11 protein-coding genes and 1 pseudogene are annotated in these 16134 nt (G+C 71.6%); 4 read left to right on the plus strand and 8 right to left on the minus strand.

Going from position 1 to position 16134, the window contains the following annotated elements; translation table 11 throughout:
• Nucleotides 1–29: 29 nt before the first annotated feature.
• Genes OG985_RS09745 through OG985_RS09755 form a run of 3 tightly spaced genes read right to left on the minus strand, consistent with a single transcriptional unit; the run spans nt 30 to nt 3665 of the window.
• Nucleotides 30–1064 (minus strand): ABC transporter permease, encoded by a 1035-nt coding sequence (locus OG985_RS09745; protein WP_371667868.1) that lies wholly within the window; start codon nt 1062–1064, stop codon nt 30–32.
• Nucleotides 1057–2583, minus strand: coding sequence for a sugar ABC transporter ATP-binding protein (locus OG985_RS09750; protein ID WP_371667869.1), 1527 nt, complete (start codon nt 2581–2583; stop codon nt 1057–1059). Before OG985_RS09750 ends, OG985_RS09745 begins: the two co-directional genes overlap by 8 nt.
• A complete protein-coding gene (locus OG985_RS09755; protein WP_371667870.1) occupies nt 2580–3665 on the minus strand; it encodes a sugar ABC transporter substrate-binding protein in 1086 nt (361 codons plus the stop codon). The genes OG985_RS09750 and OG985_RS09755 overlap by 4 nt, the downstream gene beginning before the upstream one ends.
• Nucleotides 3666–3832: 167 nt before the next feature.
• On the opposite strand from OG985_RS09755, the gene OG985_RS09760 reads away from it, so the two are divergent.
• The gene (locus OG985_RS09760) at nt 3833–4567 is read left to right on the plus strand and encodes a FadR/GntR family transcriptional regulator (RefSeq protein WP_371667871.1); all 735 of its coding nucleotides are present in this window, start codon (nt 3833–3835) and stop codon (nt 4565–4567) included.
• 19 nt (nt 4568–4586) lie between these two features.
• Here OG985_RS09760 and OG985_RS09765 read toward each other — a convergent pair whose 3' ends face one another.
• On the minus strand, nt 4587–7616 hold the full coding sequence (locus OG985_RS09765) for an alpha-mannosidase (protein WP_371667872.1): 3030 nt from the start codon (nt 7614–7616) through the stop codon (nt 4587–4589).
• Between the two features lie 245 nt (nt 7617–7861).
• Nucleotides 7862–10225 (minus strand): alpha-L-fucosidase, encoded by a 2364-nt coding sequence (locus OG985_RS09770; RefSeq protein WP_371667873.1) that lies wholly within the window; start codon nt 10223–10225, stop codon nt 7862–7864.
• Between the two features lie 263 nt (nt 10226–10488).
• Here OG985_RS09770 and OG985_RS09775 point away from each other — a divergent pair, with 263 nt between their 5' ends.
• Nucleotides 10489–11832: an amidase gene (locus OG985_RS09775; RefSeq protein ID WP_371667874.1), complete on the plus strand. Its 1344-nt coding sequence runs from the start codon at nt 10489–10491 to the stop codon at nt 11830–11832.
• Between the two features lie 12 nt (nt 11833–11844).
• Here OG985_RS09775 and OG985_RS09780 read toward each other — a convergent pair.
• Together OG985_RS09780 and OG985_RS09785 are read right to left on the minus strand one after the other, a co-directional pair.
• Nucleotides 11845–12326, minus strand: a pseudogene (locus OG985_RS09780) (N-acetyltransferase family protein).
• A gap of 57 nt (nt 12327–12383) precedes the next feature.
• The gene (locus OG985_RS09785; RefSeq protein WP_110633937.1) at nt 12384–12557 is read right to left on the minus strand and encodes a hypothetical protein; all 174 of its coding nucleotides are present in this window, start codon (nt 12555–12557) and stop codon (nt 12384–12386) included.
• A gap of 470 nt (nt 12558–13027) precedes the next feature.
• Here OG985_RS09785 and OG985_RS09790 point away from each other — a divergent pair, with 470 nt between their 5' ends.
• Nucleotides 13028–13477 (plus strand): hypothetical protein, encoded by a 450-nt coding sequence (locus OG985_RS09790; protein ID WP_371667875.1) that lies wholly within the window; start codon nt 13028–13030, stop codon nt 13475–13477.
• 25 nt (nt 13478–13502) lie between these two features.
• Nucleotides 13503–14336: an SDR family oxidoreductase gene (locus OG985_RS09795; protein ID WP_371667876.1), complete on the plus strand. Its 834-nt coding sequence runs from the start codon at nt 13503–13505 to the stop codon at nt 14334–14336.
• A 263-nt stretch (nt 14337–14599) separates the two neighbouring features.
• Here the strand turns inward: OG985_RS09795 and OG985_RS09800 are convergent, their stop codons facing one another.
• Entirely contained in the window at nt 14600–16075 is a 1476-nt protein-coding gene (locus tag OG985_RS09800; RefSeq protein WP_371667877.1) for an SDR family NAD(P)-dependent oxidoreductase, read from the minus strand.
• Between the last annotated feature and the right edge of the window lie 59 nt (nt 16076–16134).

Below are 16134 nucleotides of genomic sequence, written 5' to 3' on the forward strand. Positions count from 1 at the left end.
GACCTTTCGGTCGGTGGCAGGGACGGGGGTCAGTCCTGGGCACGGCCGGTGGTGAAGCGGGCGATCATGAGGGCGAGCAGGATGATGCCGCCGTAGATGGCCTGGATCCAGAAGGACGGCACCTGGGCGAGTTGCAGCAGGGTCTGCACGACACCGAGCAACAGGACGCCGGTGAGGGCGCCGAACATGGTGCCCTTGCCGCCGTCGAGACTGATGCCGCCGATGACCGCCGCCGCCATGACCGTGAAGATCAGGTTGTTGCCCTGGTTGGCGCTGATCGCGCCCACGTAGCCGGTCAACATGATCCCGCCGACCGAGGCGAGGACGCCGGCTACGACGAACACGCCGAACACCACCCGGTCGACCCGGATGCCGGCGGCGCGGGCGGCGTCCGAGTTGCCTCCGATGGCGTACAGGGCGCGGCCGATCCGGTGGTACTTGAGGATCAGTCCGGCAATGCCGAAGCAGATCGCGGCGACCCACACCGACAGCGGAACGCGCAGGAAGGTGGTGGTCGCCAGCGAGAAGAACGCGTCGGGCATCTCGAACAGTGTCTTGCCCTTGGTCGCGCCGACCAGCAGACCGCGCAGAATGATCAGCATGGCGAGGGAGACGATGAAGGCGTTCAGCTTGAGCTTCACCACGAGGAAGCCGTTGAACGCGCCGATCGCGCCGCCCACGACGAGGATCGCCAGGAGGGCGAGGGCCACCGGCCATTCGGTGCCCCAGCCGTACTGTGCGGCGGGCAGCGCCAACAGCGCACCGACGGCGGGCGCGATACCGACCACCGACTCCAGGGACAGGTCGATCTTGCCGATGATCAGCACCAGCGCCTCGGCCAGCACCACCATCGCGAGCGCGGCGGAGGAGGCGAGGATGGAGATCAGTGTGCGCTCGGTGAGGAACGAGTCATTGACGACGGCGCCGATCACCATGAGCAGCAACAGCGGTGGGACCAGGGCGAGTTCGCGGGCCCGGTGCAGCAGCACACTCCTGAGGGTCTTGCTGTCGGGCGCTTTGACGGGGATGGATGCGGAGGCCGACGGGGCCTTCGTGTCAGCCATGGTCCACTCCTTCGATGGAGGCGATCAGCTCGTGGTCGTTCCAGCCGGCCGGGTACTCGGCCACGACCCGGCCGTGGAAGAGGACGAGGACGCGGTCGCAGCGGCGCAGGTCGTCGAGTTCGTCGGAGACGACCAGGACGGCGGTGCCGTCCTCGCGGGCGGTGTCCACCCGGGACAGCAGGGACTCCTTGGATTTCACGTCGACGCCGGCGGTGGGGTTGATGAGCACCAGCAGACGCGGGTCCGAGGCGAGGGCGCGGGCCATCACGACCTTCTGGGCGTTGCCCCCGGAGAGGTCGGAGACCGGCTGATCGGGTCCCTCCGCGTGGATGTCCAGCCGCTCGATCAGCTCGGCCGCGAAGGCGCGCTTGCGGGCCGCGCCGACGAACCCGTACCGCCCGAGCCGGCCCAGGACGCTCATGGTGGAGTTGTCGCCGATGGACATGCCGAAGACGAGCCCCTGGCCGTGCCGGTCGCGTGGGACGCAGCCGACGCCGGCCTTCAAAGCTCCCTGGACATCGCCGAACGGGAGCTGCTTGCCCTCGACCTGCGCGGTGCCGGAGCTCGGAGTGTGCAGCCCGGCGAAGGACTCCGCGAGCGCGATCTTCCCACTGCCGCTGGAACCGGCGAGGCCGACGACCTCACCGCGGCGGACGCTCAGAGCGATGTCCTGGTAGGTGTCCGAGGTCAGGCCCCGGACATCGAGGACCACGGCTGCGTCGGCCCGCTCCTGCTCCACCTGTTCCGCCTGCTCCACCACGGCGTCGGCGGCAGCCGCCTGCTGCTCGGCCAGCGCCTCCCCCGCCATCGCCTCCACCAGGGCCGCCCTGGGCAGTTCGGCGACGGGCGCGCTCGTGATCCAGCGGGCGTCGCGGAGAACCGTCACCTTCTGGCAGACCTCGTACACCTCCTGAAGGTGGTGCGAGATGAACAGGAAGGTGACACCCGACTCCTGCAGCGCGCGCATCCTCGCGAAGAGGCGCTCGATCTCGCGGTTGTCGAGCTGGGCGGTGGGTTCGTCCAGGACGATGAAGCGAGCGCCCTGGCTCAGCGCCCGGGCGATCTCCACCATCTGACGGTCCTCGACCTTGAGGTCGGCGGTGCGGGCGGCGGGGTCGACGTGGATGTCCCAGGTGTCGAGGACCTCGACGGCCTCCGCCTGGAGCCGGCGCCAGCTGAAGAAGCCGCGCCGGCTGCCGGGCTGACGGTTGAGGAAGAGGTTTTCGGCGACGGTGAGCTCCGGGACCACCGTGGGCCGCTGGTAGACGCAGGCCACCTTGGTGCGCCAGGCATCACGGTCGGTGAGCGGTGGCGCCGGCTCACCGTCGAAGTGGACGGTGCCCGCGTCGGGCGCCTGGAGTCCGGTGAGGAGGCTGACGAGGGTGGACTTGCCGGCACCGTTGCGGCCGACGAGGGCGTGGGACTCGCCGGGCAGGACGGTGATCCTGCCGTCGGCGAGGGCGGTGGTGGGGCCGTAGCGTTTGACGACCCCACGCGCTTCGACGAGTGGCGTGCTCATTTGACCGTGTTGCCCCAGAGCTTGGCGTCGTCGACGTTGTCCTTGGTGACCAGGGGCGCCGGCAGCTGGTCCTCGAGGATGCCGTTGGCCAGCTTGACGATCGTCGAGTCGTGGTCGGTCGGGCCGGGCTTGAAGGTCTTCCCCTGCATCGCCGCCTTGATGTAGTACATGCCGTACTTGGCGTACGCGTCGGCGGGCTGGGAGACGGTGGCGTCGATCTCACCCTTGCGGATGGCGTCGAACTCCTGCGGGATGCCGTCGTTGGAGACGATGGTGATGTGGCCCGCCTGGCCGGCCGTCTTCAGCATTCCCTTCGACTTCAGGGTCTGCAGGGTCGGCGCGAGGTAGACACCGCCGGCCTGCATGTAGATGCCCTTGAGGTCGGGGTTGGCGTTGAGGAGGGTGTCCAGCTTCGATGCGGCGGTGTCGGACTCCCACTTGGCGGGGATCTCCAGCACCTTCAGCTTCGGGAAGTTCTTCTTCACGCAGGCGCGGAACGCCTCCGAGCGGTCACGGCCGTTGACCGAGGCGAGGTCGCCCATGATCTGCACGACCTTGCCGGAGGGAATCTGCTTGCCCAGGTACTGACAGGCCTTCTCGCCGTACGCCTCGTTGTCGGCGCGGACGACCATGGCGACCTTGCCCTTCTCAGGGGCGACGTCCACGGCCACGACCGGCACGCCCTTACGCTCCGCCTGGTCGAGTCCGGCCGCGATGGCGGCGCTGTCCAGGGGAGCCACGACGAGCCCCTTCACACCCTGGTTGAGCTGGTTGTTGATGTCGGTGATCTGCTGCGAGGGGTCGCTGTTGGAGTTGACCGTCTTCAGCGCCTCCACGCCCTCGGACTTCGCCATCTTCGGCACGTAGTCGTTGTACGACTGCCAGAACGGCGAGGTCAGCAGGGGCAGGATCACCCCGACCTTGCCGCTGCCGCCGCCCGACGCGTCGGCGGCGCCGCTGTGCTTGGTGCTGCCGCACGCCGTGAGGGCGAGGGCGGCCACGCCGGCCGAGGCCGTCGTGCGCACCGCCCATGAGGTGAGTCGTCTGCTGCGTCGTTCGTTCCGCACCGTGCTGCCGGCCATTTTGTCAGCTCCTCATCGAGCGTGATCGAGCGGTTGCCCGCATATTTATCAGACCACTTCTGTCGAACAACACCCTTCGACGGCAGAATTTCGCGAATTTGAGCTGTAGTGGTCCGACCACATGGCCGGTTAGACTGCGGCGCACCGGCGACTGAAGGAGTGTGGGCGTGGACGAGAACCTGGCGGCCGGGGAGACCCGGGCGGCCCCACCCGCTCCGCAGAAGGGCACGGTGACCCAGCGCGCCATCGACAGCATCAAGGCACTGATCCGCGACGGCAGCCTCGAACCGGGCCAGCGGCTGCCCACCGAACGCGATCTCGCCGCCGAGCTGGGCATCTCCCGCAGCTCGATGCGCGAGGCGATCCGCGCGCTCACGGTGCTGGGTGTACTGGAGGCCCGGCACGGCTCGGGCATCTACGTGACCCAACTCGAGGCCGGCGACCTGCTGGAGACCTTCGGGGTCGTGGCCGACCTGTCCCGCGGCCCGCGGCTGGTGGAGCTGCTGGAGGTGCGCCGCATCCTGGAGTCGACGGCCACCGCGCTGGCCGCGGCCCGGATCACCCCGGACCAGCTGGCCGAGGTGGAGAAGCACCTGACGGCGATGAACGCCACCGACGACCCGGAGGAGATCCTCGCCCACGACCTGGCCTTCCACCGCGAGATCGCGACGGCGGCCGGCAACGACACCATGGCCGCGATCCTGGACGGTCTCTCCTCGCGCACCTTCCGCGCCCGCGTCTGGCGCGGCTACCAGGAGGAGGGCGCCTTCGCCCGCACCCGCCGCGAGCACGCCGCGATCCACCGCGCCCTGGTCGCCCACGACCCGGAGGCGGCGCGGGCGGCGGCGGCCGCGCACGTGGGCGAGGTGGAGGAGTGGCTGCGGGCCCAGCTCGCGTCCTGAGCCGGACCCGCGACCTCGCTCAGGCCCGCTTCAGCCGCAGCGTCACCAGTTCGAACGGGCGCAGCCGTACGGCGATCCGGTCGCCCTCGGTCCGCGGCGCGGCCGCTTCGGGCAGCGGGCGCTCCAGCAGGTCGGTGACCGCGGCGCCAGCCACCGCGAAACCGGCGGTGAGCGTGGCGCGGGCCCGGCCGCCGTGGGCCTCGTGGAAGCGGACCACCACGTCACCGCTGCCGTCGTCGGCCAGTTTGACCGCCGTGACGACGACCGCGTCCTGATCGACCGCGACCAGCGGCGCGACCTCCCCGGCGCCGGTCACCCGCCTCTCCGGCAGATTGATCCGCCAGCCCTCCCGCACGGCGTCACCGATGTCCGCGCCGGGCACCAGCGCGTGCCGGAAGCGATGCACGCCCTGGTCGGTCTCGGGGTCGGGAAAGCGCGGGGCGCGCAGCAGCGAGACCCGGACGGTGGTGGTGGTCCCCCGGTCGCCGTCGGTGCGGACCGCGCGGGTCACGTCGTGGCCGTACGTCGAGTCGTTGACGACCGCGACGCCCCAGCCCGGTTCGCCCACGTGGACGAAGCGGTGGTTGCACGCCTCGAACTTCGCCGCCTCCCAGGACGTGTTGGTGTGGGTGGGCCGGTGGAAATGCCCGAACTGCGTCTCGGACGCGTACCGTTCGGCGTGCACGTCGAGCGGGAAGGCGAGCTTCAGGAACTTCTCCGTCTCGTGCCAGTCGACCTCCGTGTCCAGCACCAGCCGCCGCTCCCCCGGGGCCAGCGACAGCACCTGGGTGACGCGGGACGCGCCGAAGGACCGGACGATCCGCACCGACGCGCCGTCCGCACCGGCGACGACCTCGTCCGCGTCGGTGAGGTCGGTGACGGTGTGACGGTAGAACGCGTCGACGTCCCAGGCGTCCCACCTGTTCGGGAGGTCGGGGTGCAGCTGGAGCAGGTTCGCGGCCCGGCCGGGTGCGAGGGTCTCACGGTCGGCCTCGATGTCGTGGACGGAGACGACCAGGCCCCGGCCGTCGATCTCGACCCGCAGGACATCGTTGTCCAGGACGTGTCCGCCGTCGGCGCGTGCGCTGTGGGCCGTGCGTCCGCCGGCGCCGGGAGTGCGCGCGCCGCCCGCCGGAACGCCGTGGCGGGTGTGCGGGGCCGCGTTGAAGACGAGGGGCGTGCGGCCCTCGCCGGCCAGGGCCTGCTGGGCCGCTTCGATGATCCGGTTCAGCTCGTCGGCGACCTGCCGGTAGGTACGGCGTGCCTCGCGGTGCACCCAGGCGATGGACGAGCCGGGCAGGATGTCGTGGAACTGGTGCAGCAGGACCGTCTTCCAGATGCGGTCCAACTCCTCGTACGGATAGGGGAATCCCCTGCGTACGGCGGCTGTCGCGGCCCACAGTTCGGCCTCCCGCAGGAGGTGTTCGCTGCGGCGGTTGCCCTGCTTGGTCTGCGCCTGGCTGGTGAGGGTGGCGCGGTGCAGTTCGAGGTAGAGCTCGCCGACCCAGACGGGTGCGTCGGGGTACTCCGCCTCGGCCTTCGCGAAGAACTCCCCCGGCGTCTCCCAGACCACGGTGGCCGAGCCGTCCAGGTCGCGCAGCCGGGCGGCCTTGGCGATCATCTCGCGGGTCGTGCCGCCGCCTCCGTCGCCCCAGCCGGTGGGGGCGAGCGAGTGGCGGGCGGCGCCCTTGTCCTTGAAGTTGCGTGCCGCGTGGGCGATCTCGCCGCCCGTCATCGAGCAGGTGTAGGTGTCGACCGGCGGGAAGTGCGTGAAGACGCGGGTGCCGTCGATGCCCTCCCACTGGAAGCTGTGGTGCGGGAACGAGTTCGTCTGCGACCAGGAGATCTTCTGGGTCAGCAGCCACTTGGAGCCGGCCGCCCGGATGATCTGCGGGAGTCCGGCGGCGAAGCCGAAGGTGTCGGGCAGCCAGGCCTCGTCGTTCTCGATGCCGAACTCGTCGAGGAAGAACCGCTTCCCGTGCACGAACTGCCGCGCCATCGCCTCCGAGCCCGGCATGTTGGTGTCCGACTCCACCCACATGCCGCCGGCCGGCACGAACCGGCCGTCGGCCACCGCCTTCTTCACCCGGGCCCACACCTCGGGCCGGTGTTCCTTCACCCACGCCCACTGCTGGGCCTGCGACATGGCGAAGACGAAGTCGGGCTCGTCCTCCAGGAGGGCGGTCATGTTGGAGGTCGTGCGGGCCACCTTGCGCACCGTCTCGCGCAGCGGCCACAGCCACGCCGAGTCGATGTGCGCGTGCCCGACCGCGCTGACGCGGTGCGCGGAGGCGGCGGCGGGGGCGGCCAGCACCTCCGTCAGCTGCGAACGGGCCCGCGCCGCCGTACCGTTCACGTCCTGGAGGTCGACGGCGTCGAGCGCCCTGTCGACCGCGCGCAGGATCTCCCACCGCCGCGCCGACTCCGCCGGCAGCTCGGCCATCAGCTCACCGAGCACCTCCAGGTCCATCACCAGCTGCCACACGGTCTCGTCGAAGACGGCAAGGTCCATCCGCGTCAGGGTGTACTGCGGCTCGCTGCCGGCGGTCTCCTTCTCGCCGAGTCGCGTGGGCAGGAAGCGGTGGTGGCCGCTGTGGCCGAGGACGACGGGGTTGGACGCGGCCTCGACGTGCAGCCGTACCTCCTCGCCGCCCTCGGCGGGCGCGCCGATCCGGACCCACTGGTTGCGTGGGTTGATGCCCTTCACCGGGGAGCCGTCGGGCCGGTACACCAGGCCCTCGCACTGGAAGCCGGCCATGTCCTCGTCGAAGCCGAGATCCAGCAGGGCCTCCACGGCCCTGCCCGCCCACGCGTCGGGAACCCTCCCGGTCACCCGGAACCAACTGGTGCCCCAGGGCGCGCCCCACCGGGCGCCGACCCCGATCGGCTCGGGTTCCGCCGCCAGTCCCTCGGCGACGGGCACCGGCTCGCCCGGCGCGTGCCACACCGCCACCTCCAGCGGCACGGACTCGGGGTACACGGCGGGACGGATGCGCTCGTCGAGGACGCGGCTGAGGCGGGCTTCGACCAGGCTGCGGTCGTCATGCATACGGGGTGCTCCATGGCTGGGTGGGTCGGTCACGCCGGATGGGTGACGGCCGCGGGGGCCGACGAGGTGTAGAGCTCCCCTGCGGCGGGCGGTTCCAACCGTGCGACACGGACGTGCTGTTCGGGTGCGCGGCCGCGGGCCGGTGACGCCGTGGAGACACCGGCACCGGCACGGACGTCAGCCACGCCCGTGCCGGTGCCCGTGCCCGTGCCTGTGCCAGTGCGCCGGCTGTCAGCCGCCGACCGTCAGCTGCGCCAGTCCACCTTGAACACCCACGCGTACCGACCCGCCTTCCGGGCCGCCTCGGGCACGTCGATCACCAGCGCTCCGTTGCGCACGGCCCACGTCAGGGGCCGGTCGTGGCCGAGCATCGTCACCTTGTCCCCGCTTCGGACGGGCACCGGCGCCTCGACGGTGAGCTTGGCACCCGGCCGGACCAGCGAGTGGATGTAGAACGCCTCGTCGGGACGGACGGTGAAGCGGAGGTCCTCGCCGAGCTGCGCGGTCCGCGACCAGTAGGTGGTGTCGTAGATCGCCTCCCCGTTGGTGCGCAGCCAGCGGCCCGTCTCACGCAGCCGGGTCTGCATGATCTCGGGGATGGTTCCGTCGGCGCGGGGGCCGATGTCGAGGAGGAAGTTGCCGTTCTTGGACACGATGTCGACCAGGCTGTGCACGACCTCCTCGGCCGTCATGTAGGCGTCGTCGGGCGTGGCCTGGTTGTAGCCGTAGCTGAAGGGGTCGAGGCCGCGGCTGGCCTCCCACTTGGCGACGACCGTGTTGTCGTACGTCGTGTACTCGGGGGTCGTGAAGTCGTGGAAGCCGATGCCCGAGCGGTTGTTGACGGTGACGTCGATCGGACGCGCCCGGTTCTTCGCGTGGTTGAAGTACTCGGCGAGCACGTGGAGGCTGTCGTTGGCGCCGCCGATGTCGCACCAGATGACCTCGGGGTCGTAGCCCTCGATCAGTTCCAGCATCTGCGGGGCCTGGTAGTCCTTCACGAAGTCCTTGCCCGCGGTGTAGCCGGTGTACGGCACCGGCTCCAGGGTGTAGGGGTTGCGCGGGGCGTGGCCCATCCAGGGGTTGTCCGGGTTGAAGAACTCGGGCATCGAGAAGTAGAGCCCGCGGTGGAGTTCGGGCGTGTAGCGGCGCGAGGCCTCGAACAACTCCTTGACCAGGTCCCGGCGCGGGCCCAGCTTGACGGAGTTGCGGTCGGAGACCTTCGTGTCCCACAGGGCGAATCCCTCGTGGTGCTTGGAGGTCAGCACGTGGTACTGGGCGCCCGCGTCCCGGAACAGTTCGACCCAGGCGCGCGGATCGAACCGCTTCGCGGTGAACTGCGGGATGAAGTCGTCGTAGGCGAAGTCCTCCCCGTACTTCTCGCGGTGGTAGGCGTACACCGCGTCGCTGGGGTCCTGCAGGCTGTTCCAGTACCACTCGGCGTACTGCTTGCCGACCGGTGACCAGGCGGGCACGGAGTAGACGCCCCAGTGGATGAAGATGCCGAACTTGGCGCCGTTGAACCAGTAGGGCGCCTGGTGGCCGGAGAGGGAGGACTCGGTGGGCTGGTAGTCGGCGGTGCCCAGGGTCAGCCTGCTGTTCTTCGCGGTGACCCGGCTGCCGCGTCCGGTGACGGTCACCGAGCCGTCGCGGGTGGTGCCGGGCGCGGTGCCCGCGCGGTTGCGGATGCCGACGCGCACCCGGGCCTGCTCGCCGGGGTCGAGGCGGCGGACGCGGGCGGGCTCCACGGTGCGGGCGCCCGGCACGTCGACGCTCACGGACACGGCGTCGCGGGCGAGCACGGCGACCGTGCCCGCGTTGACGACCGTGGCCTCGACGCTCTGAGCGCCGGTGGATTCGAGGAGCGAGTTCGTGGAGCGGGCGTCCCGCAGGACCAGCGCGCGTCCCTGGGCGGCGGGCTGCAGGGACAGCGCGAAGACGTGGAGCGACGTCGTGTTCGCCTTCGCCGGGTTGGTGACCGGCAGGGTGATCGCGACGGCCTCCCGCTGCGGGTCGAGCCACACCTCCGAGGTGCCGATCCCGACGCTGTGCTCGTCCTTGGTGCCGTCCGGTGTGTAGCGGTAGGGCGCGGACAGGGAGCCGCCCGCCGCGTACCAGTCGGCGCCGCCCAGGCCGGCGGTCGTGGTCGAGCCGTCCGCGTAGTGCACGGTGGCGTTGCCGGAGGCGTTGCCGTAGCTGCCCGCGGTGAGGAAGACGGCCGACAGGTAACGGCCGCCGGGCAGTTCGACCCGCTGGCCCATCGCGACGATGTTGTTCTTGGCGCCCGCCGCTGAGGACGGGAAGAGGAAGGGGATGCCGTCGACCTCGACCGGGCCCGCGGGGAGTTCCTCGCCCGGGAACGTGTAGCCCGAGCCGTCGAAGTCGCCGCCCCGCGCGGAGGCCGAGTCGATGGCGTCGTTGTCGAAGAGCGCGTCGAGCGGGACGGGGAGGGGGTCGGGGACGGGAACCCACTGAGCGGCGGGGGCGCCGAGCGGCTGGGCGTCGAGTGGCTGGGCAGCGTGCGCGTCGGTCGCCGATGCGAGCGGAAGGGCCGCCGCCGCCGTGACGCCGACCGCCGTGCCGAGGACCTGACGTCTTGGGTATGTGCTCATGAACGGCTCCAGATTCATCGGATGTCTGATGATTGAGCGGACTCGATGACCTGTCAATGGGGCAGAAGGGCAGGGATGTTGAGCGATTGGTCGGATGACCAGTCGGTCAATGGATGGCGGGCGACCAGGACTTGTGATCAGCGCGGGAGGACCGGCCCGCACGTCCCGGGCGCGTACTCTCGACGCGGAGCCCCGCCCCCGGGCACAGTTGCCACCACGTACTCGCCAGTACGCCCGCCGCATCGCACCCCCGAGGAGCCCGAGTGACCAACTGGGTCGGCCGGACCGCCGCCGAGATCGCCGCCGCCGTACGCGAGAAGCGGGCCACACCCAGCGAGGTGGTGGCCGAGCACCTCGACCGGATCGAGCGGCTCGACGGCCGCGTGGGCGCTTTCCGCACGGTGCGGACCGGGGCGGCGCTCGCCGAGGCCGAGGAGGTGGGCGCCCGCGGCGACCTGGCCGAACTGCCGCTCGCCGGCGTGCCGGTGGCCGTCAAGGACAACCTGGCCGTGCGCGGGGAGTCCACCCGGATCGGCTCCGCCGCGACGCCGGACACCCCCGCGGACGAGGATCACGTCACGGTGGCCCGGCTGCGGGCGGCGGGCGCGGTGGTGGTGGGTCTGACGAACGTGCCGGAGCTGTGCGTCTTCGGCACCACGGAGGGCGTGCACGGCACCGCCCGCAACCCCTGGGACACCTCCCGCACGGCGGGCGGCTCCTCCGGCGGCAGCGCCGCCGCGGTGGCCGCCGGGCTGGTGCCGGTCGCGCTCGGCAACGATGGCATGGGCTCCCTGCGCATCCCCGCGGCCAACTGCGGTCTGGTCACCATCAAGCCGGGCCCCGGCGTGGTCCCGGCCGGCATCGGTGAGGGCGACTGGTTCGGCATGTCCGAGAACGGGCCCCTGGCGACGACGGTCGAGGACGCGCGCCTGATGCTCTCGGTCCTGGCGGGCGCCGGGTTCGCGGCGCCGCCGCAGGCCGGGACCCGCAGGATCGCCGTCTCCCTGCGCAGCCCGCTCACCGGCATCGTCGTCACCCGGCCGTACACGGCCGCCGTACGCGAGGCGGCCGGGCTGCTGATGAAGGCCGGTCACCAGGTCCGCCGCGCCGACCCGCCCTACCCGCAGTCGCTGAGCCTCACCTCGCTCGCGCACTGGACCGCCGGGACCTCCGTCGACGCACAGCACCTCGACCCGCGGCTGCTGACCCGGCGCACCCGGGTCCACGCGGCCGTCGGCCGCCGCTTCGTGGGCACCGTGCGGACCGGCGAGGCGCGCGAACGGCTGCGCCGTCGCCTGGAGCCGTTCTTCGCGGAGTACGACGTGCTGCTCATGCCGGCGCTCGCCCGCCGCTCCCCCAAGGCCGGCCCCTGGCACGAGCGGGGCTGGCTGCGCAACGTCCTGGCCAACACGAACTACTCACCGCTCACCCCGCCGTGGAACCTCACCGGCTGGCCCGCGATGTCGGTCCCGTTCGGCACCCTGCCCTCCGGCGCCCCCTGTGCCGTCCAGCTCGTCGCGCGGCCGGGTTCGGAGGAGGAACTCCTGACGCTCGCGAAGCAGTTGGAGAAGGCCCACCCGTGGCAGCGGACGGCACCGCTCGACTGAACTCCCCGTGCCTCAGAGCGCCTTGTACATGATGTGCAGCCCCACCCGCCCCTGCCGGGGATGGTCGTAGGCGTCCGGGACGGTGCCCAGGACCGTGAAGCCGAGGGAGGTCCACAACCGCACGGCCGGGTTGGTCTCCACGACGGCGTTGAACACCATGGCCGGTAGCCCTCCGCCGCGGCCGCGGCGAGGACGTGTTCGGCGAGGGCGCGGCCGATGCCGCGGCCGCCCCGGTCGGGGTCGACCATGAACGCGGCGTTGGCGACGCGGGCGGCGGGGCCGCCGTAGTTCGGGGTGACGTAGGCGGAGGCGAGCACGGCTCCGGTCTCGTCCTCGGCGACGTAGACCCGTTTCGCCGGGCTCATCCACAGGGACCGGGCCGCCTCCTCGGAGGTGTCCCGGTCCCAGGTGTAGGTCTCGCCGGCGGCGACGATCCGGTGCCAGAAAGGCCAGATCCGCGGCCAGTCCTCGGCCGCGGCTTCTCTGATCAGCATGGGCGTGAGTCTCGCACGCCCATGCGGTCGGCGATCGCGAACGGTTGTGCCGGTGGGTCAGTCCACGCTGGGCAGGATGTGGGGCTCGGCGAGGTCGTCCTCGTAGCCCGCCAGGCGGATCGGTGCGGACCGGGCCCACACGTCGAGGCTGCCGAGCTCGCCGGGCCGGCGGCCTGCGCGCTCCGTGCGTTCCTTGGGGCGCTGATCGCGATTCGTCTTCTCCGGTGTCACCGCGCACTCCTTATGTGTCGGATCACCCTCGGGGCACCTGCCAGTCTGCGATCCGGCTCCCGGCGCCCGCTCGGGTCTGAGTGGAAAACAGTTCGGACGCGGTGGCGCCGGTACCTCGTACGAGAGCAGGCCGCTGTGAACCGGCTTGTCCCATGACGGACCGTGGGTGTGGGTAGAACCCTTTGCTGCTGTCCGTCCGCTACAGACTAACCAAATGAGCGGGGGTCCGCTCGATGGGGCTGAAAACAAACGGTAACTATCGCAAGTCGCCCCGCGCACAGCGGTACTGAGTCTGCACCCATTTGTCACGTGAAGTGCGATTTACGCTCACTCGTTCGGCCTATGTCGCCGAAAGCATCCGCGAGCGGGGACCGAACGCGCCGCGTAGTTCAGGTCCCGTTGGCCGCATCGCAAGAAGCCCATGATCTGCTGTCGGACGGCAAGGGCTCGTCCGGCGGGAGGACTGGCGCATGGAGCTGCGCGGTGTCGAAGAGCTGATGGATCTGCTGTACGCCTGCCGGGCCGCGCCGGCCGGCCCGGCTCCCGGCGGCCGGGCCGATCCGCACCAGCACGCGCTGCGGACCGCCGCGCTGCTGCGCCGCGGCCGCCCCGCCGACAAGGAGCTCCAGCTGGCGGGCCTGGTGCAGGCCATCGGCCCGCTGCTGCGGCCCGGCGACGAACGCGGCCACCGGGATCACGCGGCCGACGCGGTGCGATCCCTGCTCGGCGCACGGGTCGCCGGCCTCGTCCGCGGCCACGTCCGCTCCGTCGCGGGCCCCGCCGACGACGACCTGCTGCGCCTGCGCCAAGCCGACGAGGAAGCCCGGACCGCCCGCTTCGACGCCGGCGTCCTGGAGGACTGGCGCACCGTGCTGGAGCTGGTCGCGGCACGGAACTCACGTCTCGGGGCTGTCGACTGACGGACCGTCATGAGACGGTACGGCGATGACCTCGCGACACGCACTCCGGGGCAGGGCCGCCGTCGTCACCGGGGGCACCCGGGGCATCGGGCTGGCCGTCGCCCGGGAGTTGACCGCGGCCGGGGCGCTCGTGTGCGTGACCGCGCGGAACGCCGAGGACGTACGGCGCACCGCCGGGGACCTGGGCGGCATCGGGCTGGCGGGCAGCGTCGCCGACCCGGCCCACCTGGCGGAGGTCACAGAGCTGGTGCTGCGCGAGTTCGGCCGGATCGATGTGGTCGTGAACAACGCGGCGACCAACCGGCCGTACGGACCGCTCATGGACGCCGACCCGGACGCCTGGCGCGAGGCGTTCACCGTCAACGTCGAGGCCCCGCTGCGGCTCGTGCGGTGCGCGTGGCGGGCGTGGATGTGCCGGCACGGCGGTGCCGTCGTCAACGTCTGCACCGAGGGCGCCGGGCACGTCGGGCCGCACGTCGGCGCGTACGGCACCAGCAAGGCGGCCCTGCTGCACCTGACGCGGCAGCTCGCGGGCGAGCTCGCGCCGAAGGTGCGGGTCAACTCCGTCTCCCCCGGCCTGGTCCGCACCGAGATGGCGCGGTTCGTGTGGGAGCGGGACGAGCGAGAGGTGGCCGCCGGACTGCCGCTCGGGCGGATCGGCGAACCGGCGGACGTGGCGCGGGCCGTGACCTGGCTGGCGTCCGACGACGCCGCGTGGATCACCGGCGCGGACCTGCTGGTGGACGGCGGCACCCGGGTGCGGGCCGCGTACACGTCGGGCGGGTACGCGGTGCACGAGCGCCTGCGGTCGGCGAAGCCCCCGGACACCGACGCGGCGGGCCCGCCCGGACAGAGCTGACCACGGGTCCCCGGCCGTCGCCCCCGGTGGTGCTGTGGGCAGCGGCGGAGCAAGGGGTGCCCGAGATCGAGGTGACCACGCGACCGCCCTCCGGACGGGCGACAGGCCCGTGGGTGGACCTGCTTGGAGTCGAACCAGGAAGTAAGCGTGACCGGCGCACCGGGCACCCGGCGTTCCGGTCCCAGCGTAGGCCGGGCACACCCGGAGGGGCCACCGGATTCACGCCCGCCCGGGCCGGCCCGCCGGCAGCCCGCCCCCGGATCTCACCACTTGCCGGGCGCGTAGTCCTTCAGGAAGACGCCGAACAGGTCCTCGCCCTCCTCGCCGCGCACGATCGGGTCGTAGACGCGGGCCGCGCCGTCCACCAGGTCGAGCGGGGCGTGGAAGCCGGCCTCGGCGAGGCGGAGCTTGTCGGGGTGCGGGCGCTCGTCGGTGATCCAGCCGGTGTCGACCGCCGTCATCAGGATGCCGTCCTTCTCGAACATCTCCTGCGCGCTGGTGCGCGTGAGCATGTTCAGGGCGGCCTTGGCCATGTTCGTGTGCGGGTGGCCGGCCCCCTTGTAACCGCGGTTGAAGACGCCCTCCATCGCGGAGACGTTCACGATGTACGTCCGCCGCGCCTCGGCCGCCGCCATCGACGCCCGCAGGCTGCTGATCAGGATGAACGGGGCCGTGGAGTTGCAGAGCTGGACCTCCAGCAGCTCGACCGGCGTGACCTCCTCGACCGCCTGGATCCAGCTGTTGGTGTCGTGCAGGTCGGGCACGAGACCGCCCGCGTCGATCGCCGTGCCGGCCGCGATCCGCTCCAGGGAGGCGGAACCCGACACCAGGGCCAGGTCCGTCACGTCCTGGGCGGTGAGCGCGCCGCCGCCCGCCACCGGGAGGGCGGCGACCGCGCCGGAGCCGAAGGTGCCGATCACCTCGGCGGCGGGCAGTTCGCCCGCCGGCAGCGGTGCGGACTCGGCGCTGAGCAGCTCGCCGTAGGCCTGCGGGGAGCGTCGTACCGTCTGCGCCGCGTTGTTGATCAGGATGTCCAGCGGGCCGGCGGCGGCGACCGAGTCGGCGAGCGCGACGACCTGCGCCGGGTCGCGCAGGTCGATGCCGACGATCTTCAGGCGGTGGATCCAGTCGGCGCTGTCGGGCTGCGCCTTGAAGCGTCGGATCGCGTCGTTCGGAAAGCGCGTGGTGATGGTGGTGTGGGCACCGTCACGCAGCAGCCGCAGCGCAATGTACATGCCGATCTTGGCGCGGCCGCCGGTGAGCAGCGCGCGCTTGCCGGTGAGGTCGGTCCGGGCGTCGCGGCGGGCGCGGTTCTCGGCGGCGCAGTCCTGGCAGAGCTGGTGGTAGAAGTAGTCGACCTCGACGTAGCGGGCCTTGCAGGTGTAGCAGGAGCGGGGGCGCTGGAGTATCCCCGCGATCTGCCCCTGCTCGGTGACCGACGAGGGCAGGATGCCTTCCGTCTCGTCGTCGATGCGCTGGGCGGAGCCCGTCGCGGTGGACTCGGTGACGGCCTTGTCGTGCGCGGTCTTCGCGGCCCTGCGCTCCTGGCGGCGGCGCTGCTTGACGGTGCGGTAGATGCCCGCGGTGGCCCGGCGGACGGCGACGGCGTCGGGGTGGTCGACGTCCAGTTCGTCGAGTTCCGCGAGCACGCCGAGGCACAGGGCGAGCCGCTCGGGGTCGATGCCGGGCCCGTAGACGATCTCGTCCGTGGTCGCCGAGCCGTTGTCTGTCACCGTCATGGCCGCTGCCGTTTCCTGGGTCTCCCGTCGCGGTGCTCCGACCGAGCCCGCTTTCGAAC

Source organism: Streptomyces sp. NBC_00289 (genome assembly GCF_041435115.1).
In the GTDB taxonomy this organism is placed as follows: domain Bacteria; phylum Actinomycetota; class Actinomycetes; order Streptomycetales; family Streptomycetaceae; genus Streptomyces.